This is a genomic window from Stenomitos rutilans (assembly GCF_059505485.1).
Genome location: NZ_JCACKR010000114.1, coordinates 1 through 26,147, shown reverse-complemented (window position 1 = coordinate 26,147; position 26,147 = coordinate 1). Strand labels below are relative to the sequence as shown.

At 50.1% G+C, this 26,147-nt stretch carries 35 protein-coding genes; 25 read left to right on the top strand and 10 right to left on the bottom strand.

The window, feature by feature from the left end:
• Window positions 1-101: 101 nt before the first annotated feature.
• The 3 genes from bchL (at window position 102) to AC5JLP_RS22985 (ending at window position 2,993) form a co-directional block, all read left to right on the top strand.
• Complete coding sequence (gene bchL, locus AC5JLP_RS22995) at window positions 102-968, top strand: ferredoxin:protochlorophyllide reductase (ATP-dependent) iron-sulfur ATP-binding protein (RefSeq protein WP_496070290.1); 867 nt, start codon at window positions 102-104, stop codon at window positions 966-968.
• A 72-nt stretch (window positions 969-1,040) separates the two neighbouring features.
• Window positions 1,041-1,469 carry a DUF5331 domain-containing protein gene (locus AC5JLP_RS22990; protein WP_496070289.1) on the top strand — a complete coding sequence of 143 codons (429 nt, stop codon included), beginning with the start codon at window positions 1,041-1,043 and terminating at the stop codon, window positions 1,467-1,469.
• A gap of 117 nt (window positions 1,470-1,586) precedes the next feature.
• Complete coding sequence (locus tag AC5JLP_RS22985) at window positions 1,587-2,993, top strand: ferredoxin:protochlorophyllide reductase (ATP-dependent) subunit N (protein ID WP_496070288.1); 1,407 nt, start codon at window positions 1,587-1,589, stop codon at window positions 2,991-2,993.
• A 136-nt stretch (window positions 2,994-3,129) separates the two neighbouring features.
• Here AC5JLP_RS22985 and AC5JLP_RS22980 read toward each other — a convergent pair whose 3' ends face one another.
• Complete coding sequence (locus tag AC5JLP_RS22980) at window positions 3,130-4,014, bottom strand: hypothetical protein (RefSeq protein WP_496070287.1); 885 nt, start codon at window positions 4,012-4,014, stop codon at window positions 3,130-3,132.
• 131 nt (window positions 4,015-4,145) lie between these two features.
• On the opposite strand from AC5JLP_RS22980, the gene AC5JLP_RS22975 reads away from it, so the two are divergent.
• The 3 genes from AC5JLP_RS22975 to AC5JLP_RS22965 are packed head-to-tail and all read left to right on the top strand — an operon-like array spanning window position 4,146 to window position 5,022.
• Window positions 4,146-4,250 (top strand): hypothetical protein, encoded by a 105-nt coding sequence (locus AC5JLP_RS22975; protein ID WP_496070309.1) that lies wholly within the window; start codon window positions 4,146-4,148, stop codon window positions 4,248-4,250.
• Complete coding sequence (locus AC5JLP_RS22970; RefSeq protein WP_496070286.1) at window positions 4,250-4,447, top strand: DUF6887 family protein; 198 nt, start codon at window positions 4,250-4,252, stop codon at window positions 4,445-4,447. The genes AC5JLP_RS22975 and AC5JLP_RS22970 overlap by 1 nt, the downstream gene beginning before the upstream one ends.
• Window positions 4,448-4,455: 8 nt before the next feature.
• Window positions 4,456-5,022 carry a Uma2 family endonuclease gene (locus AC5JLP_RS22965; protein WP_496070285.1) on the top strand — a complete coding sequence of 189 codons (567 nt, stop codon included), beginning with the start codon at window positions 4,456-4,458 and terminating at the stop codon, window positions 5,020-5,022.
• Between the two features lie 65 nt (window positions 5,023-5,087).
• Here the strand turns inward: AC5JLP_RS22965 and AC5JLP_RS22960 are convergent, their stop codons facing one another.
• The 3 genes from AC5JLP_RS22960 to AC5JLP_RS22950 form a co-directional block, all read right to left on the bottom strand.
• Complete coding sequence (locus tag AC5JLP_RS22960; RefSeq protein ID WP_496070284.1) at window positions 5,088-5,513, bottom strand: nuclear transport factor 2 family protein; 426 nt, start codon at window positions 5,511-5,513, stop codon at window positions 5,088-5,090.
• A 41-nt stretch (window positions 5,514-5,554) separates the two neighbouring features.
• Window positions 5,555-6,517 carry a pyridoxamine 5'-phosphate oxidase family protein gene (locus AC5JLP_RS22955; RefSeq protein ID WP_496070283.1) on the bottom strand — a complete coding sequence of 321 codons (963 nt, stop codon included), beginning with the start codon at window positions 6,515-6,517 and terminating at the stop codon, window positions 5,555-5,557.
• 127 nt (window positions 6,518-6,644) lie between these two features.
• Window positions 6,645-7,244 carry a glutathione S-transferase family protein gene (locus tag AC5JLP_RS22950; protein ID WP_496070282.1) on the bottom strand — a complete coding sequence of 200 codons (600 nt, stop codon included), beginning with the start codon at window positions 7,242-7,244 and terminating at the stop codon, window positions 6,645-6,647.
• Window positions 7,245-7,551: 307 nt separating this feature from the next.
• On the opposite strand from AC5JLP_RS22950, the gene AC5JLP_RS22945 reads away from it, so the two are divergent.
• From AC5JLP_RS22945 to AC5JLP_RS22935, 3 genes are all read left to right on the top strand, one after another.
• Complete coding sequence (locus AC5JLP_RS22945; RefSeq protein WP_496070281.1) at window positions 7,552-8,103, top strand: TetR/AcrR family transcriptional regulator; 552 nt, start codon at window positions 7,552-7,554, stop codon at window positions 8,101-8,103.
• Between the two features lie 130 nt (window positions 8,104-8,233).
• Window positions 8,234-8,593, top strand: a complete 360-nt coding sequence (locus AC5JLP_RS22940) for a glycosyltransferase (protein WP_496070280.1) — start codon at window positions 8,234-8,236, stop codon at window positions 8,591-8,593.
• 71 nt (window positions 8,594-8,664) lie between these two features.
• Window positions 8,665-9,333, top strand: a complete 669-nt coding sequence (locus tag AC5JLP_RS22935; protein WP_496070279.1) for a glycosyltransferase family 4 protein — start codon at window positions 8,665-8,667, stop codon at window positions 9,331-9,333.
• A 790-nt stretch (window positions 9,334-10,123) separates the two neighbouring features.
• Here the strand turns inward: AC5JLP_RS22935 and AC5JLP_RS22930 are convergent.
• Window positions 10,124-11,044, bottom strand: coding sequence for an NmrA/HSCARG family protein (locus AC5JLP_RS22930; RefSeq protein ID WP_496070278.1), 921 nt, complete (start codon window positions 11,042-11,044; stop codon window positions 10,124-10,126).
• Window positions 11,045-11,204: 160 nt separating this feature from the next.
• Between AC5JLP_RS22930 and AC5JLP_RS22925 the strand changes: the two genes are divergently transcribed.
• Complete coding sequence (locus AC5JLP_RS22925; RefSeq protein ID WP_496070277.1) at window positions 11,205-11,843, top strand: TetR/AcrR family transcriptional regulator; 639 nt, start codon at window positions 11,205-11,207, stop codon at window positions 11,841-11,843.
• A gap of 153 nt (window positions 11,844-11,996) precedes the next feature.
• Here AC5JLP_RS22925 and AC5JLP_RS22920 read toward each other — a convergent pair whose 3' ends face one another.
• Entirely contained in the window at window positions 11,997-12,296 is a 300-nt protein-coding gene (locus tag AC5JLP_RS22920; protein WP_496070308.1) for a ribosomal protein L7/L12, read from the bottom strand.
• Between the two features lie 409 nt (window positions 12,297-12,705).
• Between AC5JLP_RS22920 and AC5JLP_RS22915 the strand changes: the two genes are divergently transcribed.
• The 10 genes from AC5JLP_RS22915 to AC5JLP_RS22870 all read left to right on the top strand — a co-directional run bounded on the left by AC5JLP_RS22915 (window position 12,706) and on the right by AC5JLP_RS22870 (window position 21,028).
• The gene (locus tag AC5JLP_RS22915) at window positions 12,706-13,002 is read left to right on the top strand and encodes a hypothetical protein (RefSeq protein ID WP_496070276.1); all 297 of its coding nucleotides are present in this window, start codon (window positions 12,706-12,708) and stop codon (window positions 13,000-13,002) included.
• Window positions 13,002-15,644 carry a hypothetical protein gene (locus AC5JLP_RS22910; RefSeq protein ID WP_496070275.1) on the top strand — a complete coding sequence of 881 codons (2,643 nt, stop codon included), beginning with the start codon at window positions 13,002-13,004 and terminating at the stop codon, window positions 15,642-15,644. The genes AC5JLP_RS22915 and AC5JLP_RS22910 overlap by 1 nt, the downstream gene beginning before the upstream one ends.
• Window positions 15,641-17,209, top strand: a complete 1,569-nt coding sequence (locus AC5JLP_RS22905) for a hypothetical protein (RefSeq protein ID WP_496070274.1) — start codon at window positions 15,641-15,643, stop codon at window positions 17,207-17,209. Before AC5JLP_RS22910 ends, AC5JLP_RS22905 begins: the two co-directional genes overlap by 4 nt.
• A gap of 190 nt (window positions 17,210-17,399) precedes the next feature.
• Entirely contained in the window at window positions 17,400-17,942 is a 543-nt protein-coding gene (locus AC5JLP_RS22900; RefSeq protein ID WP_496070273.1) for a hypothetical protein, read from the top strand.
• On the top strand, window positions 17,942-18,193 hold the full coding sequence (locus AC5JLP_RS22895) for a hypothetical protein (protein ID WP_496070272.1): 252 nt from the start codon (window positions 17,942-17,944) through the stop codon (window positions 18,191-18,193). Before AC5JLP_RS22900 ends, AC5JLP_RS22895 begins: the two co-directional genes overlap by 1 nt.
• Window positions 18,190-18,639, top strand: a complete 450-nt coding sequence (locus AC5JLP_RS22890) for a hypothetical protein (RefSeq protein ID WP_496070271.1) — start codon at window positions 18,190-18,192, stop codon at window positions 18,637-18,639. The genes AC5JLP_RS22895 and AC5JLP_RS22890 overlap by 4 nt, the downstream gene beginning before the upstream one ends.
• Window positions 18,636-19,256, top strand: coding sequence for a hypothetical protein (locus AC5JLP_RS22885; protein WP_496070270.1), 621 nt, complete (start codon window positions 18,636-18,638; stop codon window positions 19,254-19,256). Before AC5JLP_RS22890 ends, AC5JLP_RS22885 begins: the two co-directional genes overlap by 4 nt.
• A 13-nt stretch (window positions 19,257-19,269) precedes the next feature.
• On the top strand, window positions 19,270-20,361 hold the full coding sequence (locus AC5JLP_RS22880) for a hypothetical protein (protein ID WP_496070269.1): 1,092 nt from the start codon (window positions 19,270-19,272) through the stop codon (window positions 20,359-20,361).
• A 47-nt stretch (window positions 20,362-20,408) separates the two neighbouring features.
• Window positions 20,409-20,609: a hypothetical protein gene (locus tag AC5JLP_RS22875; protein ID WP_496070268.1), complete on the top strand. Its 201-nt coding sequence runs from the start codon at window positions 20,409-20,411 to the stop codon at window positions 20,607-20,609.
• Window positions 20,606-21,028 (top strand): hypothetical protein, encoded by a 423-nt coding sequence (locus tag AC5JLP_RS22870; protein ID WP_496070267.1) that lies wholly within the window; start codon window positions 20,606-20,608, stop codon window positions 21,026-21,028. The genes AC5JLP_RS22875 and AC5JLP_RS22870 overlap by 4 nt, the downstream gene beginning before the upstream one ends.
• Here AC5JLP_RS22870 and AC5JLP_RS22865 read toward each other — a convergent pair.
• The 4 genes from AC5JLP_RS22865 to AC5JLP_RS22850 all read right to left on the bottom strand — a co-directional run bounded on the left by AC5JLP_RS22865 (window position 21,025) and on the right by AC5JLP_RS22850 (window position 22,827).
• Complete coding sequence (locus tag AC5JLP_RS22865; RefSeq protein ID WP_496070266.1) at window positions 21,025-21,543, bottom strand: hypothetical protein; 519 nt, start codon at window positions 21,541-21,543, stop codon at window positions 21,025-21,027. The two genes, AC5JLP_RS22870 and AC5JLP_RS22865, sit on opposite strands and share 4 nt — an antisense overlap.
• 118 nt (window positions 21,544-21,661) lie before the next feature.
• The gene (locus tag AC5JLP_RS22860) at window positions 21,662-22,099 is read right to left on the bottom strand and encodes a hypothetical protein (protein WP_496070265.1); all 438 of its coding nucleotides are present in this window, start codon (window positions 22,097-22,099) and stop codon (window positions 21,662-21,664) included.
• Window positions 22,099-22,410 carry a hypothetical protein gene (locus AC5JLP_RS22855; protein ID WP_496066590.1) on the bottom strand — a complete coding sequence of 104 codons (312 nt, stop codon included), beginning with the start codon at window positions 22,408-22,410 and terminating at the stop codon, window positions 22,099-22,101. The genes AC5JLP_RS22860 and AC5JLP_RS22855 overlap by 1 nt, the downstream gene beginning before the upstream one ends.
• 111 nt (window positions 22,411-22,521) lie before the next feature.
• Entirely contained in the window at window positions 22,522-22,827 is a 306-nt protein-coding gene (locus AC5JLP_RS22850) for a helix-turn-helix domain-containing protein (RefSeq protein WP_496070264.1), read from the bottom strand.
• A 151-nt stretch (window positions 22,828-22,978) separates the two neighbouring features.
• On the opposite strand from AC5JLP_RS22850, the gene AC5JLP_RS22845 reads away from it, so the two are divergent.
• The 5 genes from AC5JLP_RS22845 to AC5JLP_RS22825 all read left to right on the top strand — a co-directional run.
• The gene (locus AC5JLP_RS22845; protein ID WP_496070263.1) at window positions 22,979-23,227 is read left to right on the top strand and encodes a hypothetical protein; all 249 of its coding nucleotides are present in this window, start codon (window positions 22,979-22,981) and stop codon (window positions 23,225-23,227) included.
• 57 nt (window positions 23,228-23,284) lie between these two features.
• The gene (locus tag AC5JLP_RS22840; RefSeq protein ID WP_496070262.1) at window positions 23,285-23,491 is read left to right on the top strand and encodes a hypothetical protein; all 207 of its coding nucleotides are present in this window, start codon (window positions 23,285-23,287) and stop codon (window positions 23,489-23,491) included.
• Window positions 23,488-23,727, top strand: a complete 240-nt coding sequence (locus AC5JLP_RS22835; protein ID WP_496070261.1) for a hypothetical protein — start codon at window positions 23,488-23,490, stop codon at window positions 23,725-23,727. Before AC5JLP_RS22840 ends, AC5JLP_RS22835 begins: the two co-directional genes overlap by 4 nt.
• A gap of 142 nt (window positions 23,728-23,869) precedes the next feature.
• Complete coding sequence (locus AC5JLP_RS22830; RefSeq protein ID WP_496070260.1) at window positions 23,870-24,073, top strand: hypothetical protein; 204 nt, start codon at window positions 23,870-23,872, stop codon at window positions 24,071-24,073.
• A 127-nt stretch (window positions 24,074-24,200) separates the two neighbouring features.
• The coding region (locus AC5JLP_RS22825; protein WP_496070259.1) for an AAA family ATPase at window positions 24,201-26,147 on the top strand (1,947 nt) is incomplete at its 3' end.

Here is a 26,147-nt window from a genome sequence, read left to right as displayed (position 1 = left end):
TGTTCATTGTTGGTGGCGCTTTCCTTTGCGATCGAGTTGCCCAATAATGACTTCAACGACCAGCGGCATTAGCCCACGACACGATTAGGAGACTAACTAGAGTGAAACTCGCAGTTTACGGCAAAGGCGGCATTGGCAAATCCACGACAAGCTGCAACATCTCAGTCGCACTGGCGCGTCGTGGCAAAAAAGTTTTGCAAATTGGGTGCGACCCCAAACACGACAGCACCTTCACGCTCACAGGGTTCCTCATCCCCACCATCATCGACACCCTGCAAGAAAAAGACTATCACTACGAAGATGTGTGGTCTGAAGATGTCATCTATAAAGGCTATGGCGGCGTGGATTGCGTCGAAGCAGGTGGACCTCCCGCAGGCGCAGGCTGTGGCGGCTACGTGGTGGGCGAAACCGTCAAGCTGTTGAAAGAACTCAACGCCTTTGATGAATACGATGTCATTCTGTTTGACGTGCTGGGCGACGTGGTGTGCGGTGGCTTTGCCGCTCCCCTCAACTATGCTGACTACTGCATGATCGTCACCGACAACGGTTTTGATGCGCTGTTTGCAGCCAACCGCATTGCGGCTTCTGTGCGCGAAAAAGCCCGTACTCATCCCCTCCGTCTCGGTGGCCTCATCGGCAACCGCACGTCCAAGCGCGACCTGATTGACAAGTACGTTGAAACCGTGCCCATGCCCATTTTGGAGATTTTGCCGCTGATTGAAGACATTCGCGTGTCGCGGGTGAAGGGCAAGACGCTGTTTGAAATGGCAGAAACCGATCCGTCACTCAACTATGTGTGTGACTACTACCTCAACATTGCGGATCAAATTCTGGCGCGTCCCGAAGGTGTTGTTCCCAACGATACACCCGATCGCGACCTGTTCGCCCTTCTCTCTGACTTCTACCTCAACCCTGCCAAACCACCTACGCGAACAGAATCAGAAGAATTAGATCTGATGATGGTCTAAGGGGCAGTTTTGAGTTATGAGTTATGAGTTACGAGTTAGCGAACCAACTCAAAACTCAAAACTTACTTCCCCGTGAACACTGAGCAAATTCGCCAATCGGTGCGAGAAAAATGGTTGACCTACTACGCCGAAAATCGCCAATGGCTGTCGAGACTGGGTGTATGGGTCAACTGCGATGGACAACGCCGTCCCTCCTCTGGTTTTATTTTGGCAACCCTCTCAGTGTTGGAACCACGTTTGGCGCAACTGTTACCCCTGGTGGTCGATCTAAGCAGTAACCCCGATCGCATCGTCATGGCACTGGGACTCAACTTCAACCCTGAAGACCAGCTAGACAAACTGGCAGCCACCAGCGGTACCACCAGCGATCCTAAAAATGGCTCCCGTAAGCTACTGCCTGCTGGCTTAAATGAGATCAACATTCAAGCCAGTCAAATTCCACTTAAAGCGCCTGCTGAAATGGATGAAGACTGCCGTGGCTCCCGCGATCGCCGTGATTAATCCTCCACTATCTTCTGTACGGGCGGGTTTGTGAATCCCTTTTGCTAGTAATCAGTTTGATTTCTAAAACCGCCCCTACCAACTATTAACAATTCCTTCTAGAGAGGACACCAATCTATGACTCTTGCCGAAACCGAACCGCAAGCCCTGAACTTTGAATGCGAAACAGGCAACTACCACACCTTCTGCCCCATTAGCTGCGTCGCATGGCTGTATCAAAAAATTGAAGACAGCTTCTTTCTCGTCATTGGCACCAAGACCTGCGGCTACTTTCTGCAAAACGCAATGGGCGTGATGATCTTTGCTGAGCCGCGCTACGCGATGGCAGAACTGGAAGAAGGCGACATTTCCGCACAATTGAACGATTACGAAGAACTGAAGCGGTTGTGTGCCCAGATTAAGCGCGATCGCAACCCCAGCGTGATTGTGTGGATTGGCACCTGCACCACCGAAATCATCAAAATGGATCTGGAAGGGTTGGCTCCCCGGTTAGAGGCAGAGATTGGGATTCCGATCGTCGTCGCGCGTGCGAATGGGTTGGATTATGCCTTCACGCAGGGTGAAGATACCGTTCTTGCGGCAATGGTCAACCGCTGCCCCGACAAGGCCCCCGCAGCAGAGGGCGACAAAGAAGAACGCAACGCGATTACCAAATTGCTAAACTTTGGTCGCAAAAAAGAAGAGATTGCCACATCCGAATCGGAATATGTGGATCACCCGCCGCTGTTGCTGTTCGGCTCTCTGCCTGATCCAGTAGTTACCCAATTGACGTTGGAATTGAAAAAACAGGGCATTAAAGTTTCCGGTTGGTTGCCTGCTAAGCGCTACACGGAATTGCCCGTGATTGAAGAAGGCTATTATGTGGCAGGCGTGAATCCCTTTCTCTCGCGCACCGCGACCACCTTTATGCGTCGTCGTAAGTGCAAGCTGATTGGCGCTCCCTTCCCGATCGGCCCTGATGGTACCCGTGCCTGGATTGAAAAAATCTGCTCGGTGTTTGGCATTGAACCGAAAGGGTTGGACAATCGCGAAGCGCAAATCTGGGCAAGCCTGGAAGACTACCTCCAACTCATTCGCGGCAAATCCGTCTTCTTTATGGGCGACAACCTGCTGGAAATCTCGCTGGCACGCTTCCTGGTTCGCTGCGGCATGACCTGTCCCGAAATCGGCATTCCCTACATGGACAAGAGGTATCAAGCAGCCGAACTCGCGTATCTGGAGCAAACCTGCCGTGAAATGGGCGTTCCCACTCCCACCATTGTGGAAAAACCCGACAACTACAACCAATTGCAGCGTATCAACGACTTGAAGCCCGATCTCGTGATTACAGGCATGGCACACGCCAATCCCCTAGAAGCGCGGGGCATCAACACCAAATGGTCAGTGGAATTCACCTTTGCTCAAATTCACGGCTTCACCAACGCCCGTGACATTCTAGAACTAGTGACCCGACCTCTCCGCCGCAACAACAACCTCAAAGATCTCGGCTGGGATAAGTTGGTGCGAGAAGAAACAAAAGTCTAAGTAAGCTTGAACCATCAATGACTGAAGCAGGGTTGGCAAGGCTGACCCTGTTTTTAGCGCTGTTCTTTCTACCGTGACTGAAAATCGTTTTGCTCCTTCAACCAAGCCTTGATTAATAAATTTGAAAGCAGCTTAATCATCCTTTCTTAGCTATTAAAGCCTCAAACAATTCATGCAACCTATTCATCACTAATTGCAAATTAAAAAAATCAACATAGCAATCAGGAATGCTGTCTGAGTGTCTAATTGGTTTAGAGTCAGACTGTGAATTTAAGTATCTAAATGAAGTGGAGCCAGGATCTATTCTATGGAAATCAATTAAGCGCTCTTTGATCCAAAAGGGAAACTTTTCACCGTACTTAACTTCTATTCTTGCCACAAGCGTATCTATAGAATGCTCGCTTCCATCCTTATTAAAATCGTAGTCGCCTACTATTTTTAGATATAACTCAATGGAATGCCTGTACAGAAAAAATATAGGATAGGCAAGATCGTATGGTAACGGACTAAGCTTAACCTGTCTAACCAATTCATCCGCAGCAGCTTTATAACTCCTTGCAACCTCAACTTGATGGAATTTAGAAGCCATATCGCCTATTATTATTCCTCTAGTCCACGCTTCTTCGCCCTCGTAGTAGTTTTCCGTATTTAGCAAATCTTGGAATATGGGAGTATTCAGATACTGGAACTCGGTATAAATTTCCTCATCTTGCCTTCCTGAACATAAAAGCGAATCTATATGTTCGTAGTCTGGATCTTCGTCCCAGTAGTAGTAAACAACGGCTAAAACTCTTAAGTCTGATTGTGTAAACAAACGAGCTTTTCCTTTAGCAGGATTAGCAAAATCACTAAGATGTTGCTTAAACTCGAATGCCCACTTTTTAACGAGTTCTTTATCTATCTCAAATACTTTAGCTACTTCTGATACGTTTCTCATGTCTTCATACTTTCTGATCTTTGGATGTAGAATTATACTGATCAAGGCTATAGCAGTCAAAAATTCTGGGTCACTTGAAATCATCAGGTAAAGCTAGCACTAACCTGGTAACACCTTTCACTAATTTAAGGGCTATGTCAGAATAAGGGTAGATGTATTCTCTAACCACTCAACAAGCTCTAAAAGCAGTCAAAGCTTATCGACATTATTGAGACATCACATTACTTCGGTTCGATCCTCTTACTGGCGATGTCTGTATTCTGGCTGGGGATAACATTGAAACTAGCATTGATTCAAGATGGACGCTGGGAGTTTTCTAATGACACCTGACTTTGAAAGCATGAGTAAAGCCGAGCTACGGGCGTATGTTCTAGAAAACCGAGAAGATCTGGAAGCCGTTCGTTCCCTCATGCGTCGTCGAAGTCCTAACGCTGTGCGATATGACTTTTCAGATGCCGAGGAGGGGCAGGCGCAGATGACAGAAATACTGCGACGGAAGATTAATGGTGAACTTTGAGGCAAATCATGCAGTCAACGCCAACTAATGCAATTCGTTGGACGATCGCCGATCTGGGTCTTTTTGAAGGCGATCGCGTGAACCGTTATGAAATTATTGACGGAGAGCTTTTTGTGACAAGGGCACCCAACTGGGAACATCAGGCGGCTTGCATCAACATTGGATCAGTACTGAAGCTTTGGTCAGATGAGAGTGGGTTGGGTCGAGCAAACATTACGCCCGGTGTTGTCTTTTCAGATTCCGATAATGTGATTCCTGATGTCGTTTGGATCAGTAATGCTCGCCTGGAGCGCTTGTTAGATGAGGCAGGACATCTTACCGCTGCACCGGAATTGGTGGTTGAAGTACTATCTCCAGGGAAAATAAATGAACGGCGCGATCGGGAAGCAAAGCTAAAACTGTATTCTGCTCAAGGCGTTTTTGAATATTGGATTGTCAATCTTAAAGAACAGTCCGTTGAAATCTACCGTCGTGAGAATGCAGCCTTAAAGCTTGTAGCTACTCTCTACAGTCAAGATGAATTAACCAGCCCAGTCTTACCTGACTTTCGCTGCTTGGTCAACCAGTTTTTTTAGAATGCAATGCCGCATCACAGTCAAATTCAGGCTGAAACAGAGTGGTTGCTCACGTTGAGCATGGGTTAGGAGCGCTCCCAACGAAACTTGCGATCGACTTCTTGAATTGGCACATCGTTAATACTGGCAAACCGCCGCATCATCAACCCATTTTCGGCAAATTCCCAATTCTCATTCCCATAGGCGCGATACCAGAAGCCTGCATCATCGTGCCATTCATATTCAAAGCGCACCGCAATGCGGTTGTCCATAAAGCACCAGAGTTCTTTTTTGAGGCGGTAGTCGAGTTCTTTTGCCCACTTGCGTTTGAGAAATTCTCTAATGGCAGCACGTCCACTAAAAAACTCGGCTCGATTGCGCCATTCCGAATCTTCGGTATAGGCCAGAGCAACCCGATCGGGATCGCGGGTATTCCAGGCATCTTCTGCCGCTTGCACTTTGGCTTTTGCAGTTTCCAGGGTGAATGGGGGAAGTGGGGGTTTTGTTTCCATAGGTTGTGATGTGTTTAGGTTTGACGGTGGGCTGACATCGTTTACCAGGAGCCTGTGCGATCGAGAAAGGGTGAAAACTCCGCCTGTGACCACCGCAAAGGTAAACTTCCTTCCACTCGATAGCCTTGAGTCAGAGAAAATTGCAACAATCGCTCTGCTCCTGCGTAAGCGCTCACTTCCATACCGTCCCAAATTACTTTGGCAGTGCCTGTTAAGTAAAGTAGATCCCCGCGATCGAAATCTAGAAACAGCAAGCCAGCGCGAGGATTGAGTTCCAGGTTGCCAAACGTATTGAAATGGTGATTACCAGAAAAGTCCGGGACTGTAAGCGTCTGATCGTCATCAAGCCGCACAAAGCCTGGTTTACCACCACGATGAGAAACATCTACACCACTGGCTGCTCTTGCTTCTGCGGCTTGATACGCCGTTGTAATAAAGAACGTGTCTGATCGGGTGATCATCGCACGTTCCATATCTCCCAACCTTTCTACCGGATGAATCGGTTGGGACGGTTTCACCAGATGTCCTTCAATCTCAAACTGACGGGCTTGAATGTATTGAGGGCAGTTGCCAAAGCTTTGCTCTACCTGCACATCGAAACCATCGCGGCTTACGGCTGTCACAAAGCCATTGAGACGATTACGGCGGCGAGTATGCAGTTCAATCCCAAGCAGCCCAATCTTAGCACCCATTGTAAGCGTGCTGGTTAAAGGGTCGCCCAAAAGGGGGGTAGCGGTGATGCGCAAGGTGCGATCGTCCGGGGTAGATAGAAAGCCAGGGTTGCCCACCAAAATGGAAGCCCACGGCTTTCCATCAGCATCTACCGTACCCACAAGCACATAGGAAAGTTGAGCAAAAAACTGGCGATGCTGAAGCGTAAGGTACGTGCGAATTATCTGCCGTCCTTGCTTATTAATGCGATCTAACACGCCCAGTCGAGCCTGAATGGCAAGTTCCCCTGCATGAAACGGAGATTCAATCCTTGACCAGCCTGAGTTGAACATATGCTTGCTCCGTTCAGATGAGTGTTGGTTTTACAGCTTTTTTCCTTTGCATTCCACACACCCGATATTCCACACCCCACACCCTCTCCGATCAAAACCGCGAACGATGGGTTGATGACGTGCGCCTTTAGATTCCTGCCATTGGGGTATAACCAGGGAGTTGTTTAACACGATCGATCCAGGCAAGCACATTGGGGTACGCATCGAGGTCAATTTTGCCATCCCTCGCCAGTGCAACGTAGGGAAACACTGCGATATCCGCGATCGTAGGGTGATCGAACTCCAGCCAGGTGTGCGTGCTCAAGTGTTTGTCGAGTTGCGTCAGGATGAAAGCAGCTTTTTGGTGAGCGCGATCAATATTGATATTGGTCGCACCAAACAGGTAGTAAAGCCGTGCAGTTTCAGGCCCCTGACGCACTTCACCCGCCGCTGTTGACAGCCAACGAATCACTCGACTCATCGGCTCGGCATCCACAGGCAACCAGGCTTCACCGCCATACTGCCGTGCCAGGTAGACCAGAATGGCTTGAGCATCTGCTACAACGGCCCCGCCATCAACTAAAACAGGTACTTGCCCAAAAGCATTGAGCGTGAGAAATGCAGGCTGCTTGTGTGCACCTGTGAGCAAATCGACCTTAATCCATTCGTAATCTAAGCCAAGCAGCGACAGCATGAGCTTTGCTTTGTAGCTATTGCCAGAAACTTCGTGGCCGTAAAGCTTGATCATGGGTTGAATCCTTGAAGGTTAATCACAACAAACGCGAGGCAAAGGAACCGTGGGATGGGAGCGATTCCCGTTCTAACCGAGCCAGAGCGGCAAAGACACATAGCGCACCTCAGACCATCAAAGGTTCCTTGACAGATAGAACGATCGAAGTGAACAGAACATGGCGCATAGAGCTTTGTTGTCTGGAAAACTGTACCGTTCGTTCGGTCTAGATTCACTGTACCGATCGTTTGGTACAATGTCAACAGATGGATTCAACGTCTTTAGATTTCTGCAAGCCTGAGCAAATGCATGTCTAAACAAACTCATGTCTAAACAAACTCATGTACCACCACTGCTCGACTTGTTTCGGCAATATGGCTACGACGGTGTAACGCTCTCAAAAATTTCTCAAGCGACGGGATTGGGCAAGGCCAGCCTGTATCATCACTTTCCTGGCGGAAAGGATGAGATGGTAGAAACGGTTTTGATCGCTCTAGAGCAAGGTTTAGAGCAAATTGCTATCGAAGCGTTGCAATGTGAAGGGGATGCGCTAACTCGGTTAAAGGCAATGTGCGATCGCATCAACAAGGTTTATAACAGCGGGCAAAAGCCTTGCCTGTTAGCGGCCCTGATGCTTGGCTCCGGGAAGGACGTCTTTCAAGAGCGGGTACGGACTTTGCTGCGTGTGTGGATTAGTGCGATCGCGGCAATTTTGATCGATGCAGGCATGGATGAAGCGATCGCACATCAGCGCGGTGAAGATGGAGTCATCGCCATTCAGGGGGCATTGATTTTGGCTCAGGGACTAGATGATCCTGATCCCTTCCAACGAGTGATTCAGCAACTGCCTGAGCAACTCTGCCGCGGACTGATGTAAATACTGGTTAATTTAGCTTTCTAGCCAACCTTGCTGAGGACGCAGAACTGCATTTAGTAGCCACTGCCGCCATTACCTGTATACATCCCAATGTGCATATTTATCGCCAGATTGAGGCATACACACCGGAATGATTAGCGCTCTACCACCAGACAGATGTGTTTGTTTGCCAACCCATTCAGAGCCGTTTGGCTGGGTGTTCATCGAAGCACTAGCAACAGGTTTGCCAGTGATTGCCACTGATCTCAATGCCATTCCTGAAATTGTTTCGCATAAAGAAACGGGCTTTTTGATTGCCCCAAGCGACCATTTTGCCCTCACCCGCAGCCTCTGCACCTTGATGGATTATCCCCATTTATGCCTTGAAATGGGTATGAGAGGGCGGCAGGTCGCCGAGCAAATGTTTGATGTTCATAAAAATTTTCAGCTCTTGGAGTCTCTGTTTCGCGAAGTCGGTTTGAAGCAGTCATGCCTACTCAGTCAGCTATGAAAATTTTGTTCACGTGTCATTATCATCGCAATCCCAACGCTGGAGCCTTTGGTGTCATACCGATTTAAAGAATGACGGCTACAGATCAATCGGTGGGTAGGGGCAAGGCAATGCCTTGCCCCTACAGGATGTGTCGCATTTTCAATTCAGATTGGTATCACAAACCGCTTCGCATTGCTCAAATTGGCACCTATATCATTCGCAAAGGAGTGCATTATGCTGCGCCAGCGTTAAATACCATGCTGGCTCGTTATCCCCAAGTGGAAGTGAGCTTTTTGGATACAGAATGCCCCGTCAAAAAAGCATATGCCGATTTTGATGTGGGGGTGCGCGATCGCGTGACCGTTGTGCCCACCGATGCCAACGAAACCCTACCTTCACTGCTCAAAGGGCATCACATTAAATTGTTTCCCACCATTTCCGAGGGGTTTGGAGTTGCCCTGGTGGAAGCAGTGGCGTGTGAACTGGCACCCATTACAACAGCAGCACCAGGACCGATGGAAATCGTGCGCGACGGGCATAATGCTGTTGTGATTCCCTGCCGCGATCAGATAGCGATCGAGCAGGCATTAGGGCGGTTAATCTGCGATCGACCCTATCTAGAAGGGTTGCGCCGTAATGCTTATGAAACGGCTCAAAGCTACAGTTGGTCTAATCTGGCTCAACAGGATCTCTCGTTGTATCAGCGAGCCTACGCGTTAAGGCAAAGTGCGGTTGCCATTAATCTCGGTCAGGGCTAACTAGGGCGCGTCATCAATTAAGCTCAAAAACCTTGAGTATCAACCTTACAGCGCCCGTCCTCACAAACAAGGATAGGGGCTAGAACCCTTGCTTCAAGTCATGTGTATGAGTCATTGATGACAGCCCCTAGTGTTCTGAAACAGAAATGATGCAACAGGCTTGAGCACTACTCAGTCCTCAGCACTCTTTCAACCGACGTTGCAGAACTTTTGATGCGCTGTACTAGAGACATTGCGCCAAGCTTACTTTCGCACAATGTAGAGATCGTAAAGGTTTCGGATCCGAAACCTTTACGATCTCTACATTGTGCGCGATTTTTAAGCTGTCGCGGATCTAAATCCGCTGGCAAGGCATTACAGACCTAGACCTTGGGGTAACCCGTGAAAACTCGAGAAAAGAGACAACATCTAAAAACGCGCGCTATTTAGAAGGTGCACATTCTGCAACGATGGCTCAGGCGGGATTTGAACCTGCGACCTTGGGCTTATGAGTGCGGTCTTGAAAGTTCCAGAAACCCTACTGTGAAGGCTTTACAGGATTCACTCTCGATACTGGCATTCCCAAATCAGGTAACACTTAATAAGACTTTTGAAGCCAAGCTTGCACTTGTGACACGAGGATTTTCAGACATAACGACCAAGATAAGCGGCGGCAGATAACCTCAAACTCAGCACCCAAATCGTTTAACCGTACGCTTCATCGACTTGTTAGCTACCGAGTGCACCGACTATCTTTGCCTATCTAAACAGGCTCTGAATGTAAGGAGGCAGTCAAATCCTTGCTTATAAATTAGTTTACGTTGATAGCATTCTGATTCATCTCTACCCACGTTGCAAAGCTGGTGAGCGAGATCCCCTCGTACTCTTGTAATTCTTCGATCGCAATCGGGTATCCTACTTCGTTTGCCCACGCTTGATGTTGCACCATCACCGGATGCTTGCCTCGTGCGATCGCTGCCTCTGGAGTCAGACAAACAGCAGAAACGGATTGCCTGCTCACACGGCTCAAAACAGCAGCAGCTTCAGGAATTGTCAACTGGTCGCCTGCTAACTCAATTTGTTTACCGTTAAAGCGATCGGGATGGTTGAATGCCGTAACCACAAACTTGCCAATATCCTGCGCGGCAACCATCGCCAGTTTCGTATTTGGCTGCATGGCAATGACAAGTTCTCCCTGCCGAAGTTCAGGAAATGCGAAGTTGACTTTTGGTGCAATCAAGCTCTCCATCAAGAACGCAGGGCGGAGAATTGTGACTACCGGAAAGTTTGCTGCCTGTACTGCTGCCTCAATGTGCAGCTTACTGTTCCAGAACGATCGATCCCACAGATGTTCTTGTTCTGGCAGTACGCGCTTGTACAGATCAATTCCAGAGACAGAAGTGTGAACAAAGTGTTGAATTTTCGCCCGTTTTGCTGCTTCAATCAGCGCCACCGCATGGCGATATTCCGTATCATCACCAGTCAAACTGGGGACTTGCACTGAGAACACTCCGCTTATTCCCTCAAGCGCGGTAGCCAGCGAAGCAGGGTTGTCATAATCGCCGTGAACCACTTCTACTCCGATTTCACTCAGAGCTTTGGCTGGTTCACTTGTTGGATTTCGAGTCATTGCTCGTGCTGAGTACCCCTGCTCTAATAATTGCGCGATCGTCGCGCTGCCCTGAGTTCCTGTTGCACCCGTGACTAGAATCCGTTTGTGTCGTTGGCTCATCGTTTCTTTTCTCCTGAATTGTTAAACACCTGTCGTCTAAGCAACGACTGTTGTATATAAGATAGAAGCGGCAATGTGATAACGACAATCCACAAACAGCGAGGTGTGTTGTCTAAACAACAGAACTGCAAAAGTGTTGCTGTAGCGGGGAATAAGAGCAGTGAAGGAAACGTACAGAGACGAAGCAGCGATTAATATCAATGATCCTCGCGCTAAGCGCACACGGCAGTTGTTGCTCCAAGCTTTAGTTGAACTGGCGGCAGAGCAAAACTTGAATGTCATTAGTGTGCAAGCGATCGCAGCACGAGCGGGGGTAAACCGAGCGACTTTCTATGCTCATTTCGAGGACAAAGCAGCCCTAATCGAGGCAGCGATGCGGGACGCGATCCAGCAGGCATTGGAGAAAAAGCTTCAAGTTTCTTCTCCGTTTAACCAAAGCAACTTATGTCTGCTAATTTGTGCCGTCGCAGAAATGCTGCGATCGACGCGGAATCAGTGTCGTGGACCCAACTATGCGTCGTATCCCCTAGTGGAGGCGGCAGTTCAACGTGAGCTTTATGCGTTTATCTTGCTGTGGCTGCAACTGGAACTGCCCGCCGAAGAGCGGTTGCAATCTTCGTTAGAACTGATCGCCACTCTGTTGAGTTGGGCTATTTTTGGTACAAGTTTGCAATGGAGCCGTGAGCCGCAGGATTGCACTGTGGAAGAAATGGCAAAGCAGCTTATGCCTCTGCTGCTGCATGGAGTCAGTTCAACGCTCTCTCACCATTGCGCTCTAACTCACAAACCAGAAAACTGACTGGGCGATCGTACTTTCCACAACTAGTCTCCAACTACCGTCACCACAGACGACAATGCAACCAGCTAACGACCCCGTTCACCCGCCGCTAGTAACCTCTCGAACTCAACAAAAGAACTCTGTACGGTCGGCGTGCAACGGGATTGTTAGCCTTCAGTTTCGGAACCATGAAGCAATCATAGATACTAAACTAGGGGAACTGAAATCATATGGACAAACAATCATTGGATTAGGCAAAGATGATTCTCGAATTGATACCTTGACATCAACTTCAAGAAGTTCTCTCGTTAGCTTCTCTGCCAACTCTAGCTCGACTCCAGCAAGAAAGACACATGGACAGTGTTTACTGGAATAGTTGTAAAGCGTTTTTGTTTCCTTTAAACCCGTTCCTAATAGATTCCGTAACACACGAAGCACAGGAATATACTTTTCGGGAAACTGATCTACAACCACTTCATATCGTTTTGCCACTTTCCTTAACCGCCTCTAATCGCTCTTTCAATTCTATACATGCTAAACCCACATGCTTACAGCCATATCAGCATTAAGCATAAATATGAACTAACGACAAAGATATCAAAATCTCGTGTGGAATGAAGATGGCTAACTATTAATAGATGAAAACTTTCCGCCTAAGATCCCAAATTGGATGGATAGGCAGAAACTTTCCGCCTATCTCTCCTAGCTTACTGGACTAGAACTGGCATAAATCACCGTTCAGTTATAGTCTGCAACCCCGATTCTCTCGTTTCTGTTAGCTCCTACGCATAGGCTGAAAAGCCGATTCTTGCGTTGCACTTCTGCGGTCTGACGCAGAAGGGCAGGCATAGGGCACACTTGAGAAAGTTTTTAGGTATTTTTCATGACTACGATCACATCGGCTCAAGTGCCTCCCCAACTCCTCACCATAGAACAGTATTGCGCTTGGTCAGGCCTGCTGTTGCATCGGCTCAACCCTACGCTCAGAGTGTTGGAGACAGAGAACAATTCAGAGCTAGCCTGCACGGCTGCAACCTTCACCGCAGACGACAACACGGAACGCTTACTGCTGCGAATCAATTTGAAGCTAGATCCGAACTGGCAGGCTACAGCCCAAAAGCTATGGCTGGCAACGCAGGCATTTAGCAACACTGAAGCCCCATCTGGGTATTTGGCCTAATGCTGACTTTGCGCCTTGAAACCCCAGTCGAACTCGAATCAGGCTTCCCCTCGGAGCTAGCGACCAAATCGGCACCACCGCAGCCTGGACTACGCTTGATGTCGCCACAAGCTCCTGCTCCCGGCCCAGGCCCGTATGATGCTGTGTTAGGTGGGAAGGATGCGTACCGCCCACCACCGAGTGCAACGATTTCAGGCCCAACGGCCCCACGATCGCCCATTGGGCCGAGTGCGCTCAATGCAGCCGCAGAAGGAGCAGCCGTAGGGCCGTTGGCAAAGCTAGCAGGGCCGTTGTCTTTACTGCCTCAAACCCTTGACTCTGTTGGTCGTGCCGTTGACAGTTCAATCGATACGGGTTCAGCTTGGCGCGACTATTTCGGCGCAAAGGGGGATGAAGACAAGTATTTAGCCAAGCGGTTGAAACGGCTCTCAGACGACCCCTCGCAATCGATGAGTCCTTTCGAGTTGGAAGGGGTAAAGAACCGCATCAGAAAGCGGAATCCAAACGCCGTGCCTCCGTGGGTAAAGCCAATCGACCCAAACGCTGGTAACCTCTCTGGGTATGGTGATCCGGGCAGTCTCTACAACGTAGTGATTCAGGTAAACGCTTACAACTACGACCCCTTCGGTGGTGAAAGACGTAGCACCTATGAAGGCCCTGCCCAAAATGGGCCGTTTAGAGGCCCCATTTTAGGAGTCACGATGGACCCCGCTGCTGAGGTGCAACAGAGACTCTCAGGCACTGGTACGGTGATTCTGTCGCATGGAAACCCCGTGCAGCAGGTAGGGGTAGGACTATTCGACTACAGCCCTAATTCAAGGCGTGAAAGTAGTTCCATTGCTAGAGTGACAAGGCTGGACGGTCAACTCGTCCAGGGCACAGATGCGCCAACACAAAACACCCCTTCTATTCCCGCTACGTTCAATCAATCGCCGCTGCTTTTATCACCGATTCCAGAGGCACTCAACCCGCAAAGCCTTCCACAATCGCCAACACTGCAACCGCAGAAACAGGGCGCGGCACAACCGCAAAAACTGCAACAACCGCAGAAGTTAGGGCAACCGCAGGCACAAAAACAGCCGCAAAACTTACAGCAACCTCAGAACTATATCCCTCCGCAATTAGTTCCAAACCTGCCTGCAAACTACCCAACATCGACGACTCCCACGCCTACTACAACACAGCAAAATTTAACAGGAGGAAACAACCCCTTCCCTAAAAATTATCAACAGGTAGGTACACCACAAACACAGCAGACGCAACAACCGCAGACACCTCAGACAATGCCCCCTAGATGCGAAGATCCATGCATAGCCGAATTGCAAAAGGGGCAAGATGAAGCAAAAGATTTTCTAGATAAATTGCTTGATTTTTTAACTGATTTTGCCGATCAACAGCAAGAATATCAAGTTGCACAGCAACAGCAACAGCAAGACAACACCACTAAAACGACTATTAGCGTTCCTGTATGCAGTTGCAATGAAGATGGTACGGCTTCACTTGAAATGATGGATATCGAGTTACCTAATGCAATTGCTGATTCAGTTAAAGAGCAATTTGAGGTAATGGCTAACATCCAATCGGCACAATGCCAAATTCAACGCCACACCGAGCGATCCTATAACGTTTTAGGTGGGGACATTTGGTTTAAAGACCCAGAGGGCAGGACTCCAGAGTACAAAGTGAAGCTGGAACGCAGGCTGAAGGAAGTTGGTACGGTGTTTGGTTTTCCTGCCATCCCAGATGAAGATCCAACGGCTGTTGCCATTGAGGAAGAGCAGGCACGGTTAACGGGCCAACCCATACCGGGACAGGTGAAAATCAAAAATCTAGTCAGTTTGATTAACCTCTACACCTCAAACCTTTATCACCGTGCAGGGTACCAGGGCCTACCTGCAAGCGTGCCTAAAACATTGCTCGGTTATACCGACAATGATGATCCAGAAATCATCCAAGACTTTGCTACTTACTTTGTTTGGTTTGTGAAACAAGTGGATGGTTTAATCGGGAAGTTTCCCATCAACATCACGATTGAAGATGTTGATCCATTAACAGAAGGGAATCAAACCAAGCAGGTTGAACTACCGAACATCTCTGAAGCACTGGCAGAAATGTACGGCTTAAACATCTCTAGCTCAGTGAACGGCGATGTCGCAGTTAACTTCTTAATGAGGCTTGCATCAGAGGTGATTGCAACTAAGAATAGTAGTCTCATCACGCAAGACTATGTAAGAGCTAACGCTGCCTTTTTGGGCTATAAAGGCAACCCCGCAAGACGTGAAATCAACTATAGTTTTGATGCCGCAAAATTAGGCTCATTAGATGAATTTCTAAACGAGTCTAAAGGTTATGTAGTGGGTTGGGAAGAAGACGATAAAGAGTCTATTGTTGGCTTCTTACAGCGGATTGTCTTTAGTGCTGGCATCATCAAAGCAGCCTTCTTTAGGGACAAAAACCGACTAGCAGAGCTACAAAAAGAAATTGAAAGCATGATGACCGGTGATAAGACCGCTTCAGATGCCGAATGGGAGGCACTGTTAGCACTCATCAATGGTCCGACAAACTACTTCAATAAGGACTCAATTCCTCAGCCCAGAGTGAGAAACAAACCCGCAGATCCACCGCAGGAGCCAACCCCATGAGCCTCGGCCTCTCCGTGGGAGTGCTCCTCTCACGCAAAATTAGGGCCAATGCCGCCGCCGGGAAGACAGGCAGTGAACTACTCAACGCCATCACAACGACTGTCGTTGCACCCCGCAAAATCACCAGCCTGACAAAGCTCAAAGCTGAAGAATCAGGCGGCTTGATTCAGAACGTTTGGAATGCGGTATCTAAGTTTGCAGGCTTCATTGGTGGGTTGATCAAAGCCGTTGCCTTCTCTGCGACAAAGATCTGGGGTTGGGTTGTGGGTGCGATCGAGCGCTTAAAGTCCTTCAACTGGAACGCGACCGACGAAGAGCTTAAAACGATGGTGGACGCTCAGAATCTGCGTCTCGCTGGCTTATGGGGTGGTGTGGTCGGTCAGGGTTTCGGCTGGCTGGCTGGTATTGGAGTGGGCTATGGTGTGGCGTTTCTCTGCCCGGTCGTGGGTGGTGCTGCCCTGGCGCGGCTGGTGGCAACCAAAGTGGGCAAAGAAGCGATGGAAGAGCTTTTACCGACGCTGCGGAATGCCCTGGCTCAAACAGCCGGGGCCGTCGCTACCAGTGCCCTGATCGGCGTGTACACCAACTATCGACGGTTCCTCAAGAATGCCCCTGAAGCGTTCCTCAATACGGTGTTTGGTGCCGACAGCGCCAACTTCATCAAGAACGTGTGGGGGGCCAAAGGTGGCCCGGATATGAGCTTCAATCATCAAATGGATGAAGCGATTGAGAACATCCAAAACAAAGCGCTGCAAGAGTTCTTAGAAGAGTTCTTCGATGAAGCGTGGGATAGTTTCACAGAAGCAGGCTTCATCGTTGCTCAGGAGATAGACGAAGCCTTTGCCCAACACAAAGCCTCACAGAAGGAACTGTTAGGGCCAGAGCGCACCATCGAAATCATTCCCGATCGGGAAGCGGAGGACGAAAGCCTCAAGCTCATCCAGATGCCGCAACAGTTGGCACTGCCAGCCATCCAGCAGACTATCAACACCCAACGGCTGCTTTATAACCGTGATGTGGGAGAGGTAATCGGCACACCAGCCGCAAGTATGGGCCGTGCGAACTTCCAACTGCGTCAACTGGTGATTGTGTTCCAGACACGGCCTGAACCCCCTTGGGTCGAGTTGACGGGCAAGCGCTGTAAACGGGTAGAGGTGCAAATCCCAGATCTCAAAGTGGGCGTGAGTTGGGAAGACATCAAAACGGCGGCTAACCCTTATGATTGGGGCCGCTTCAGAGCCACGGCCAACATGAACAACCGCCGTCAAATGGCTGTTTATGGCGCAACGGCACAAGAGGCAGAAACCAAGCTCAGAAAGCTAGCTCTGCTCTCAACCTCAGACATTCTCACGCTGTCGATATCGGAGGAACAAGAGCGGCCAGAGAAGCTTAAAAAACGTCCTACACGCGTGTATCCCACCTATGCCACGCTGATCAATCGCCACAACACCATCGACGGTCAAGGACGAACAAGCATCGATAATCGCACCTATGACGAGAAAACAACTCGGTTTGCACTATGGACAGTCACCGAGCCGCGCAACTTCCCCACACTGACCATATGAGGCACTTAAGAAATATTTACAGTGTCCTACCAGTGTCAATAAGCGGGTATGGCGGAACCCTACGGGTTCACTCAATTTTTTACATACAACTATATCGGCCAATTCTCTAAGCAAAAACTCTGAACTCTCCACCAGGCGGGTGGGATAGACTCCAAAGCATCAACGTTTTGCAATTTAGGAGAACAGGGCTATGGCTCGTCGCTATTCCCAGATTAAGCGTGGGGCAGAGTATGAAAAAGCGCTCGACAACTATGTTGACTACTTAAAGAATATTGAGACGCGGCCCACCAAGCGGTTACAAGGCGGCGTGAGAGGGGCCAGACGTGAGACGTTACCTGCGGCTCTGCGTCCCTTTGGGGCTGATTTGGCGGCTGGAGTCTACTTGGCGACACGGGTGGGTCGGGAATCCTCTCAGGAGATTGGCTCAACAGTAGCTGGTCGGTTGTACACCCAAGGTGCGAACCTGGCTGCTGCCACAAAGATGCAAGGGTTTAGACCTGCCAAAGCCACTGCGTTCCGTGGTACTGGTGCGGCAGCTTATGTGCAATCGAAGGTCACGAAGCTTTATTACCTCAAGTACACAGGCGATAGCTTCTCCACGCCCTTTGGTGCTACTTCGGATGCTGAGGAAGAATTAGCCGGTGGCACGGCAGTGAAGAACGCCATCATTACCCTGTTTGGTGCGGCTGACATCAAGCGGGTCTCCATCTCACCCGAAAAGGTGCCCGTCTGATGATCGCTACCGATCTACTGGACACTCCCCTCATCGTCCGTCCTGGCATGGATGATGAGGAGATTGAAGCGCTGTGGCAACAGACCTATCGACGGGCAAAGATGACGCAAGCCTTTTTAGACCGTGAGATTGATGTAGAAACCTACTTTGATTTCATGGCTCAAGCAGGTTACGAGCCATCCGAGCTAATGGACGCAGCCGAGTCAAACCTTGAGTTCGTGATGCAGCAAGGACTTGAGCTAGAGCGATGAGCCGTCAGTTTCCAGACTTCAGGGATACGCTCGAATGGAACTTGGTGAGTCGTTCGAGCTACCAAGCCGTCAATAACGTCAACGTCAAAGATCGCTTACCAGCTCGTACCTTTTTAATTGAGAACAGCCATGTGCTCATCATTGGTGTTTCGTCTCAGTCCGCGCGATCGACTTGGCGGACGGGAGGCTGGGCGGCACAGGTGTTGCCATTCCTCCCTAGCACTACGTCTCAATATGTGGCCGCCGTGCAGAGTTCCCGGCGCTGGCTCAGGCTACGCACGTTGACGCTGGTGGTGTTTCCCAAGGTACTGCCAACCTATTTTCTAGAGTTGAGCTTTCCCTACTATTTTGATGATGTGTCCGTCGAAATCTGGCGCTATGACGGGCGTGACCTTGATACGTTTGACCGCATTGATCAACTTGAAGCGAACCTTGATACGGTGTGAATCATTGGGAACTCTTAGTAAGTCTTGAAATCACCAAAGATTGGCAATTCACCCCCATTTGTGACGGGCTTTTCTTTCGGTTTCGCTATGTGTCAGTGCAGAATTTTTCTCACATTTTAGTGGCTCAAGCTCAGCTTGATGATGAGCTTGAGTTCTTTGGACAGCAACGATTACAGGTTAAGTCAGCCCTCGATATTCTCGAAATTCCTGCCCCTTTTTTCTTTGCTGCACGACGTTTAGCGATTCGAGGCTTTGAAATCAAATCGCCTCGCTATGAACCACCCTCTTTAACGCTACAAATCGAGGTAAATACAATGCCCTTCTCTAGTGACCCAGGTTCTCAAAGCTCTAATGCTGGCACTACTACCACAGTGGCCGCTAGTATCACTTCGGTTTCTTTGCTGACGGCGAACTCCAGCCGCAAAGGTTTGACCGTTTATAACAATTCGGCTCTAGCCACGTTGTATGTAGGTTTTGGGGCAACAGCTAGCACAACTAACTTTGCCGTCAAGATCGCCCCAAATACAACATGGGAATGCCCACAGGACTATGACGGGCCACTTTCAGGGATTTGGAGCGTGGCGAATGGTGGCGCGCAAGTGACGGAGTTTATCTAGGGATGAACGCGTTATGAGTTGGGAAACTGTTCTTAGTGAGACCTATGCGGTGAATCCAGCAACGGAACCGCTGACACTGCCCTATGACTTTCAGCCTTATTACCGCTTGATTGTGACGGCTGACTTGTTGACGGGGTTGGGCGTGAGAGAACCCGTTCTAGGATACTTACGGCAACTTTTGATGATACCTAGCATTGGCCCGGTGAAAGGGCGCACACTGGCTTTAACGCCCTTTCAGCAATTGTTCATACCTTCAACGGAACTGCCTTACAAGTTGATTTATCAACCCGTGCAGAGGGATTTCAGCTTGAAATTAACCATTCAGGTGGAATCAACCATTGTGAGCACGGAGGGGACGGCTGATAACGGGCCAGTTTTAACGGCGATCGCGGCACTGCAAGAGCAGTTGGAGACATTACCAGGGACTGCCGAACCGATCGATTACGTGCCCCTGTTCACGCAAGTGCTTGCTGCACTGACGACGCAGGGCCAAGCTGTGAACGCCATCAGCAATCAAGTGGCAAGCGGCTTTGATGGACAGGTTGCGATCGCTACTGACCTGGCGGACGTGCAAGACCAACTCACAACGCTTGTTGCCAGCGTCAACCAAATCCGAACCGTGTTGTCTCTGCCTACTCCCACCCCGACCCCGACTCCGACTCCGCCCCCACCAGCATCACCAACCGTAGCGGGTGTCGCGTACACAGTCGCGCAGTCCTCTCGACGGCTGGACAATAATTTCTTCTTAGCCACGTATGCCAGCCTGACCGATGGCGATTTTTCAACCGGGGGCGTGACTGCTGATGAGGGCACTAACTGGCTACAGGCGACTTTTCCCTACAAAGTGACCATTGCTCAAATCACGCTGAGCGGTGGCCGCATTGATGGGTATGGCGAATCGGATTTAGGGCAGAACGGGGGGATGTTGCAATATACCGTGGATGGTTCGACCTGGATTGATTTCCGAAGTGTTTCGGACATTCCCGGCGCTGGGGCACCGCTACCTAAAACGGTTGCGTTCAACCTGTCACCAGCCATAGAAGCAACGGGTGTAAGGCTTTTCAAAGTGGGTGTGGTAGCCGTACCACGCTTTGAATTTCAGTAGAAACGGTCAGAGGGTGCGATGAAGTCAAATAACCTAGTCACAGAATCATGACAGAGCCAACCTTCTGGATCGACAGTGCGAAACTGAAGCCGATCGCCGCCGCGCTTTTCAGTTTGGCAAACCTTTTAGAGGACGCTTACCCTGGTTTGGGTGCCCAGTATGGTTGGGCACGCATCACGGACGCGAGTGAGCTAGCGAAAGCCCTGGAAGCGATGAGCGAGGCAACCAAGCCGGATGGATTGCAATGAATTTAGATGCAAGCTTCATCACTGCGGTGGGTGGGTTGGCTTCTGGGGCTTTTGCTGCTTACTGGACGGCCAAAACGTTCTACTTGAAGCGACAGGACGAACTTCGAGAGCGCCAACGCCAGGAGCTAGCAGCAGCCCAGGCCGAAATCGATCGTCAGAAAGCCCAACGTCAGGCAGAACTGGATACCTACGCAGAAGGGAAAACAAAGGAATATGCCGCGCAACGTGACTTCAATCACTTGATGAGGCAATATGAGGCACTGTCGATGAACCTCAACACGCTGCACGAGTTGGGCGATCGCAGACTTGATGGGATTGAGGATGATTTGCGCGATGTGAAAGGACTGCTTCAGATGTTGGCTGTTGCTGTAGGGCAGACAGAAACGGGCATTCAGCGCTATTTGAAGCGTGAGGACTAATGACGATCTCGTTCTAGGTCGTAAATAACTTTCTCCCACACCCATTGCTCAGTTTTGTGTGGATTTAGCCTGCGAGTGTTAGCTAGTAACCGATCGACAGTTTCAGCTTCACCATTTACCAGCGAAAGTAGTTGATTTCGTACCTCTCTAGCAACAGTAGGTTTTTTAGCTATTTTTGCGTCTACCAATGCATGAAGACGCTCTTCTTCCATGTCTGCAAGTGCCGATTCAATGCACCATAGCTCTGATTTGTCAGGGTTAAAAAGCTTGATGTAGTTGAGCGTTCGCTCTGTTTTATCAACTCCAAGAATGTCGATTAATTGCTGTTTTTTGGTTGATGGTAAAACAGTTGGAGACATTCTCATCGGAGACTGGTAAACTTTGCGCTTTGGTTGCACTTTTGGTTGCACTTGTAGACGTATTCCTTGAACAATTGAAGCGATACCAACTAGAGCCATGAAACCCCAAGCACCAAAAATGATTGCTACCAAGATGCTGATGAGAAGCAAAGTCATGGGAAAAATGGGATAGATACGACAAAGCCTCCCTAAATGGCTAGAGGGAGGCTTTTCTTATGGTTCCCAACGGTGGGAGAGTTGATCGCTTTGACTAGAGGATAAAAATCGTCAAACGCTAATCTTTGTACTCGTCCGGTCTCTTGTCTTTGGGATAGTTGCGGCGTGAGTCTGATGAGCCTTTATCGGTCTCCTCTGCCTTTGTATAACAACCATCTTCATCCCACGATCCACGCTTCCCATAGTCTCTAACAGCTTCATTCCCTACACGTTCTTCGTCATCAGTGTAAATGGTGCGGCGGCCTCCGTGACCATCGTTGGCAAACAGCCTCCACCACGATTGGAAGTAGTTGGTGATGCCTTCGAGCGGGATATGGACGGTGCCACCACTGACGAGTAGCCCGCGCATGATGCCGCTACCGTCAAAGGTCTCCTCCAGGATGACCCCGTTCCCAGCATCGATAGGCTTGAGAACAGCCGTATGCTGTTTGCCTGCAACGGTGTACTCATAGATGTGGACGAGGGTAAGCTGCAAGTCTTTAAGGTTCCACTTCATTAGTTGGCCCCCCATGACTCTGCGCTTGCTGCATATCCATCAGCGCTATACGCACCATACGCAGCCTCACCAACAGTTGCAGTTGCAGCACTATCAGCTTGAGAACTGGCCTGTCGATAGTTGGTGCCATAGCCATGCAGGTCACGGTAGACAGAAGCACCAGCCTGCTCTGCGGCGCGGTTGAGGTCTCCCCAGCGGTAGACGCAGTTGCCTTCACTGAGGGCAGGAGGAGGGGACGTGATTAAACCGGGCAATTGTGCCCCTAAAATGGCGGCGATCGTGGCGATCACCAAGCGTTGAAAAACTGACATAGTTTAAATGCTCCTAGTTTGGGTAGATCGAACTGGGGGAAGTCGTCTTGGGGTTGTGTTGGTACCACTGCCTCAAGGCGCACTACTTTTGCTTAAAACGCTGGAGTCTCATTAGGCTCCAGCATTTTTGTATGGGCCTAAGTCGTCAGGCAGTTCCTCAATAGATAAACCGACAGAATCCAGCAACTTCTTTAGATTTTTGAGTTGCGGAATTGTAAACATTGCAGGTGTTATACCGCGTTCCCATCGGCTTACTGTGGCAATGCCTACGCCAAGGCGCTGTGCCAATTCCTGTTGAGAAATTGGAGCGCCGTGACCTTCCATGTTTCCTATTAGCTCTCGAAGGAGTTTCAAGGGTGATTTGCCCTCTTCGACGTTGAATCCACTGGAATTTATCATATCATCGTAATCAATCACCGTGATTACTCACAGTGATTTGTTTGAGGGTACAAGGTATTAGCGCGGGGAAAGAATTGCAGCCCTTGTCCCCGTGCTGATTCCACTAATCATCCATCCAACCGGGTGATTGACCAAACAGCCATCACGCGCAACCCATCAGGAGGGAATTTTGACTGACTTAGAACGACTGCAAGCGCAAGACGCGCAAATCGAAGAGGCAGAAAGCCGGAGGCAGGAAGACATCGAAGCGCAAATCATCGCCCTGTTTGTGCAACTCTCCCCAGGCAATCAAGCCGCACTACTCGAAACACTCGCTGATGAGGGCTTCTTCGATGAGGACGATGAAGTAGACGATCGCTTTGTTGTCGCAGGCACACCAGAAGACGCGGCACAAAAAGAGGGCATCCCTACTCACTAGGGATGCCCATCCGTCATTGGTAAAAACTTTTAACACTACACAGGAGAATTTTAGCCTATGCGACTCGAACCCCGCATCCATCTTTCACAGCCCCACTTCGAGCTTTACCAGGACGTGACCCTCTGGCACCACGGACGCAGCGACAACACTCGTATCGTCCAGCGCTGGTACAACCCCGATGAAGAATGCTGGCTCTACCGTGTCTATGGTAGTGAGCAGTTTTACACCGCTGATTGCCTTGAAAAGCGTGAGGCCGTGGCATGAGCGACGATTTAGCGTTTCCGGTCTATCAAGTTGACCCGGTGCACCCAGGGCTAACAAAACGCGAACTCCTCGCAGCGATGATCTTTCAGGCAATGATTCGCAATGATTCAGACCTGCCGTTCGTTAACCCAGAGACAGATCCAGTGGTGACAGAGTTGATTCCTGTCTGGGCTAAAACTGCTGTCAAAGCTGCTGATGTCCTCATTGCCGCACTCGCAGAGAAGGAGGAAGGATGAAAGGTTACAGCCTCCTGCCTACCTATCAGCACGACTACCACTGCCTTTCAGAGGTACTGCTGAAGCTGGTCTCCCTGACTCCAGCCCCAAGGCAGCTAAACCTTTTGGACGGGAACGATACAGCAGCATCGAGGTGGTATCGATGAGCGATCGCACCACCCAAACCCTGACCAACCTGACCTATGAAGTCACAGCGATCGCTGCGGAACTCTACAAGTTCTACCAGCGCTTGCACCAAGTGGCCCCCAACCTAGTCAGTGCCAGCGAAGTGCACGACGCAGAGCAACGGCTCAACCGACTGCGAACCATGTTCAAAGGGCTTCAGCAGCGAGCCAAACAAGATTGATGCTCATGCTCATCGCGTGACCATGCAAAAGCCGTAGGAGACACGCCAATGTCCCCTACGGCTCATTTTTTGAGGCTGTCGCGGCTCATCGATATGCCCCCATCCATTTCACCCAAAAGAAACCAAGATGCAACAATTCAACATCAGAGAGTATGTCGAATTTAACACGGACGCTAGAGCCATCTGCCCTAGTTGTGCTCAGTCCAAAGGCGCAAATCACCGCAAGCTCAATCTGAGCCTCGTGACATCAGGAGAGTACGAGGGTGCCTACAAGTGCTTTGCAGGTTGCACACCGCAAGACATCCGTGCGGCCTTGGGCGTGAGTGAGAACCGCATCATCCCCACTGCACTGGCACAACCAAAAGCCACCGCTGGTAGAACAACTGTCACAGTCTCACCGCAGAAAGTCAAAGAAGCGCACGATCGCCTCATGCAATCGAATGGCCCTGCTAAGGACTGGCTCCATCAGCGTGGCTTTGATGACGGCCTGATTGCCCGCTATCAGTTGGGAGTAGTGAGAGCCAAAGCAGGCGATCGCCATCTGCCAGCGATCAGCATTCCGTTGCCAAACCATGACGGCACCGCTTACTACCAGAAAAAGCGCGTGGCTCCGTGGCTGTCAGCAACAGAACAACCGGATGGTTATCAGCCCTGGTCACAAGCCGGCATCCCTGCACGTACCTTTTTCACATACCTACCCGTAGAGGCAACGTCTACATGGCTCTGTGAGGGGGAGTGGGATACCATGCTGCTAGGGCAGCACGTCAGGCAGGCAGAGCTACCCGTCGCAGTGGCGTGCTTCACCGCTGGCTGTAGTAACGTGCCACCGCAGCCGGAACTAGAGAAGCTGCCCGGTGACGTGTATGTCTTTTATGACCGCAACGACAAACCGACCAAGACAGGCTTGATTCCAGGGGATGAGGGAGCGAGAAAAGTAGCGGCGGCTCTGGGCGATCGCTGTCGTCTTGCCCAGGTGCCGATGACGGATGGCTGCGAGATCCACGGCTGGGATGTGAGTAATGCGCTTGCTGTTGGGTTTCAAATGGCTGACTTTGTAGCAGCCGCCCAAGCTGCGACACAAGCCACAGAGTTGGGGGAGAAAGCAAAGCCCAAAACTCAAAACTTATTGAGATCGCGGCTCGTCACGAATGCTCAGTTGATGGCAACCGCACCCGATTATGTGGAATGGCTCGTCCCTGACCTGCTACCAGCGAATGAACTGATCATGCTGGCAGCAGGCCCCAGGGCTGGCAAATCACTCCTGTCGATGCTCTTAGCGAAGAGCGTAGCCACAGGTGAATCATTCCTCGATCGACCCGTGACGCAGGGAGTCGTCCTCTATGTGCGGTGTGAAGATGCCCCGGTCAAAATTAAGCAGCGACAGCTTGCACAGGGTTGGGCTGAGGATATTCCGGTCTACTGGCTTGATCGCTTCAAGCTCTCCGAAACCAGTCAGTTACGCGAATTGGCTGAAGAGCTAGACGCACGGCTCATCGTCCTCGATACGCTTTCTCGCATTCGGGACGATGGCACAACTGAATCCAGTGCCGAGATGAGCCGAGTCCTTGAGCCACTGCAAGAACTAGCCGAGGATGTTAACTGCTCCATCGTGTTGGTGCACCACACCGGGAAAGTGAATGTAGACAATGCGAACGCGATCGACGTGTTCGACACCATTCGCGGTTCTAGTGCCATCAGAGCGACGTGCAGAGGCTCAATGGTGTTAGCTGCCGATAGCGACTGTTACCGCCTCTGTGCGGAGAATGGCTACGGCAAAATTGACCTCAAAATTCGGCTTGACTGCGCAACGTTGGAATGGAGATTACTAGGCCGTTGGACGGAAGCAATCTCATCTGACCAGCGCACCACGGTAGAGGAGTACATCAACAAGGTTGGTCAGGCCACGCTTGATCAGATTTTCGAGGATACGCAAATCCCGAAACCATCGCTGTATAAGGTTCTTAGCCGCTTGTCGCGCGAAAACTTCATCGTCAAGTCAGGCAACCGTCGTCAAGTGCTCTATAGAACCCATTTGAGATCTCAAGGGGAGGCAGCAAGCCGCTTCAGCATCAGC

Excerpts from the sequence above, each read along its gene's own strand:
- AC5JLP_RS22960 (WP_496070284.1), bottom strand. The coding sequence starts at position 5,513 with ATGGAAACAAAACCCCCACTTCCCCCATTCACCCTGGAAACTGCAAAA.
- AC5JLP_RS22855 (WP_496066590.1), bottom strand. The coding sequence starts at position 22,410 with ATGTCAGTTTTTCAACGCTTGGTGATCGCCACGATCGCCGCCATTTTA.
- AC5JLP_RS22930 (WP_496070278.1), bottom strand. The coding sequence starts at position 11,044 with ATGAGCCAACGACACAAACGGATTCTAGTCACGGGTGCAACAGGAACT.
- AC5JLP_RS22905 (WP_496070274.1), top strand. The coding sequence starts at position 15,641 with ATGAGCCTCGGCCTCTCCGTGGGAGTGCTCCTCTCACGCAAAATTAGG.
- AC5JLP_RS22840 (WP_496070262.1), top strand. The coding sequence starts at position 23,285 with ATGCGACTCGAACCCCGCATCCATCTTTCACAGCCCCACTTCGAGCTT.
- AC5JLP_RS22835 (WP_496070261.1), top strand. The coding sequence starts at position 23,488 with ATGAGCGACGATTTAGCGTTTCCGGTCTATCAAGTTGACCCGGTGCAC.
- AC5JLP_RS22910 (WP_496070275.1), top strand. The coding sequence starts at position 13,002 with ATGCTGACTTTGCGCCTTGAAACCCCAGTCGAACTCGAATCAGGCTTC.
- AC5JLP_RS22970 (WP_496070286.1), top strand. The coding sequence starts at position 4,250 with ATGACACCTGACTTTGAAAGCATGAGTAAAGCCGAGCTACGGGCGTAT.
- AC5JLP_RS22980 (WP_496070287.1), bottom strand. The coding sequence starts at position 4,014 with ATGATTTCAAGTGACCCAGAATTTTTGACTGCTATAGCCTTGATCAGT.
- AC5JLP_RS22955 (WP_496070283.1), bottom strand. The coding sequence starts at position 6,517 with ATGTTCAACTCAGGCTGGTCAAGGATTGAATCTCCGTTTCATGCAGGG.
- AC5JLP_RS22890 (WP_496070271.1), top strand. The coding sequence starts at position 18,190 with ATGAGCCGTCAGTTTCCAGACTTCAGGGATACGCTCGAATGGAACTTG.
- AC5JLP_RS22965 (WP_496070285.1), top strand. The coding sequence starts at position 4,456 with ATGCAGTCAACGCCAACTAATGCAATTCGTTGGACGATCGCCGATCTG.
- AC5JLP_RS22895 (WP_496070272.1), top strand. The coding sequence starts at position 17,942 with ATGATCGCTACCGATCTACTGGACACTCCCCTCATCGTCCGTCCTGGC.
- AC5JLP_RS22985 (WP_496070288.1), top strand. The coding sequence starts at position 1,587 with ATGACTCTTGCCGAAACCGAACCGCAAGCCCTGAACTTTGAATGCGAA.
- AC5JLP_RS22915 (WP_496070276.1), top strand. The coding sequence starts at position 12,706 with ATGACTACGATCACATCGGCTCAAGTGCCTCCCCAACTCCTCACCATA.
- AC5JLP_RS22880 (WP_496070269.1), top strand. The coding sequence starts at position 19,270 with ATGAGTTGGGAAACTGTTCTTAGTGAGACCTATGCGGTGAATCCAGCA.
- AC5JLP_RS22935 (WP_496070279.1), top strand. The coding sequence starts at position 8,665 with ATGACGGCTACAGATCAATCGGTGGGTAGGGGCAAGGCAATGCCTTGC.
- AC5JLP_RS22860 (WP_496070265.1), bottom strand. The coding sequence starts at position 22,099 with ATGAAGTGGAACCTTAAAGACTTGCAGCTTACCCTCGTCCACATCTAT.
- AC5JLP_RS22950 (WP_496070282.1), bottom strand. The coding sequence starts at position 7,244 with ATGATCAAGCTTTACGGCCACGAAGTTTCTGGCAATAGCTACAAAGCA.
- AC5JLP_RS22830 (WP_496070260.1), top strand. The coding sequence starts at position 23,870 with ATGAGCGATCGCACCACCCAAACCCTGACCAACCTGACCTATGAAGTC.
- AC5JLP_RS22940 (WP_496070280.1), top strand. The coding sequence starts at position 8,234 with ATGATTAGCGCTCTACCACCAGACAGATGTGTTTGTTTGCCAACCCAT.
- AC5JLP_RS22875 (WP_496070268.1), top strand. The coding sequence starts at position 20,409 with ATGACAGAGCCAACCTTCTGGATCGACAGTGCGAAACTGAAGCCGATC.
- AC5JLP_RS22870 (WP_496070267.1), top strand. The coding sequence starts at position 20,606 with ATGAATTTAGATGCAAGCTTCATCACTGCGGTGGGTGGGTTGGCTTCT.
- AC5JLP_RS22945 (WP_496070281.1), top strand. The coding sequence starts at position 7,552 with ATGTCTAAACAAACTCATGTACCACCACTGCTCGACTTGTTTCGGCAA.
- AC5JLP_RS22865 (WP_496070266.1), bottom strand. The coding sequence starts at position 21,543 with ATGACTTTGCTTCTCATCAGCATCTTGGTAGCAATCATTTTTGGTGCT.
- AC5JLP_RS22900 (WP_496070273.1), top strand. The coding sequence starts at position 17,400 with ATGGCTCGTCGCTATTCCCAGATTAAGCGTGGGGCAGAGTATGAAAAA.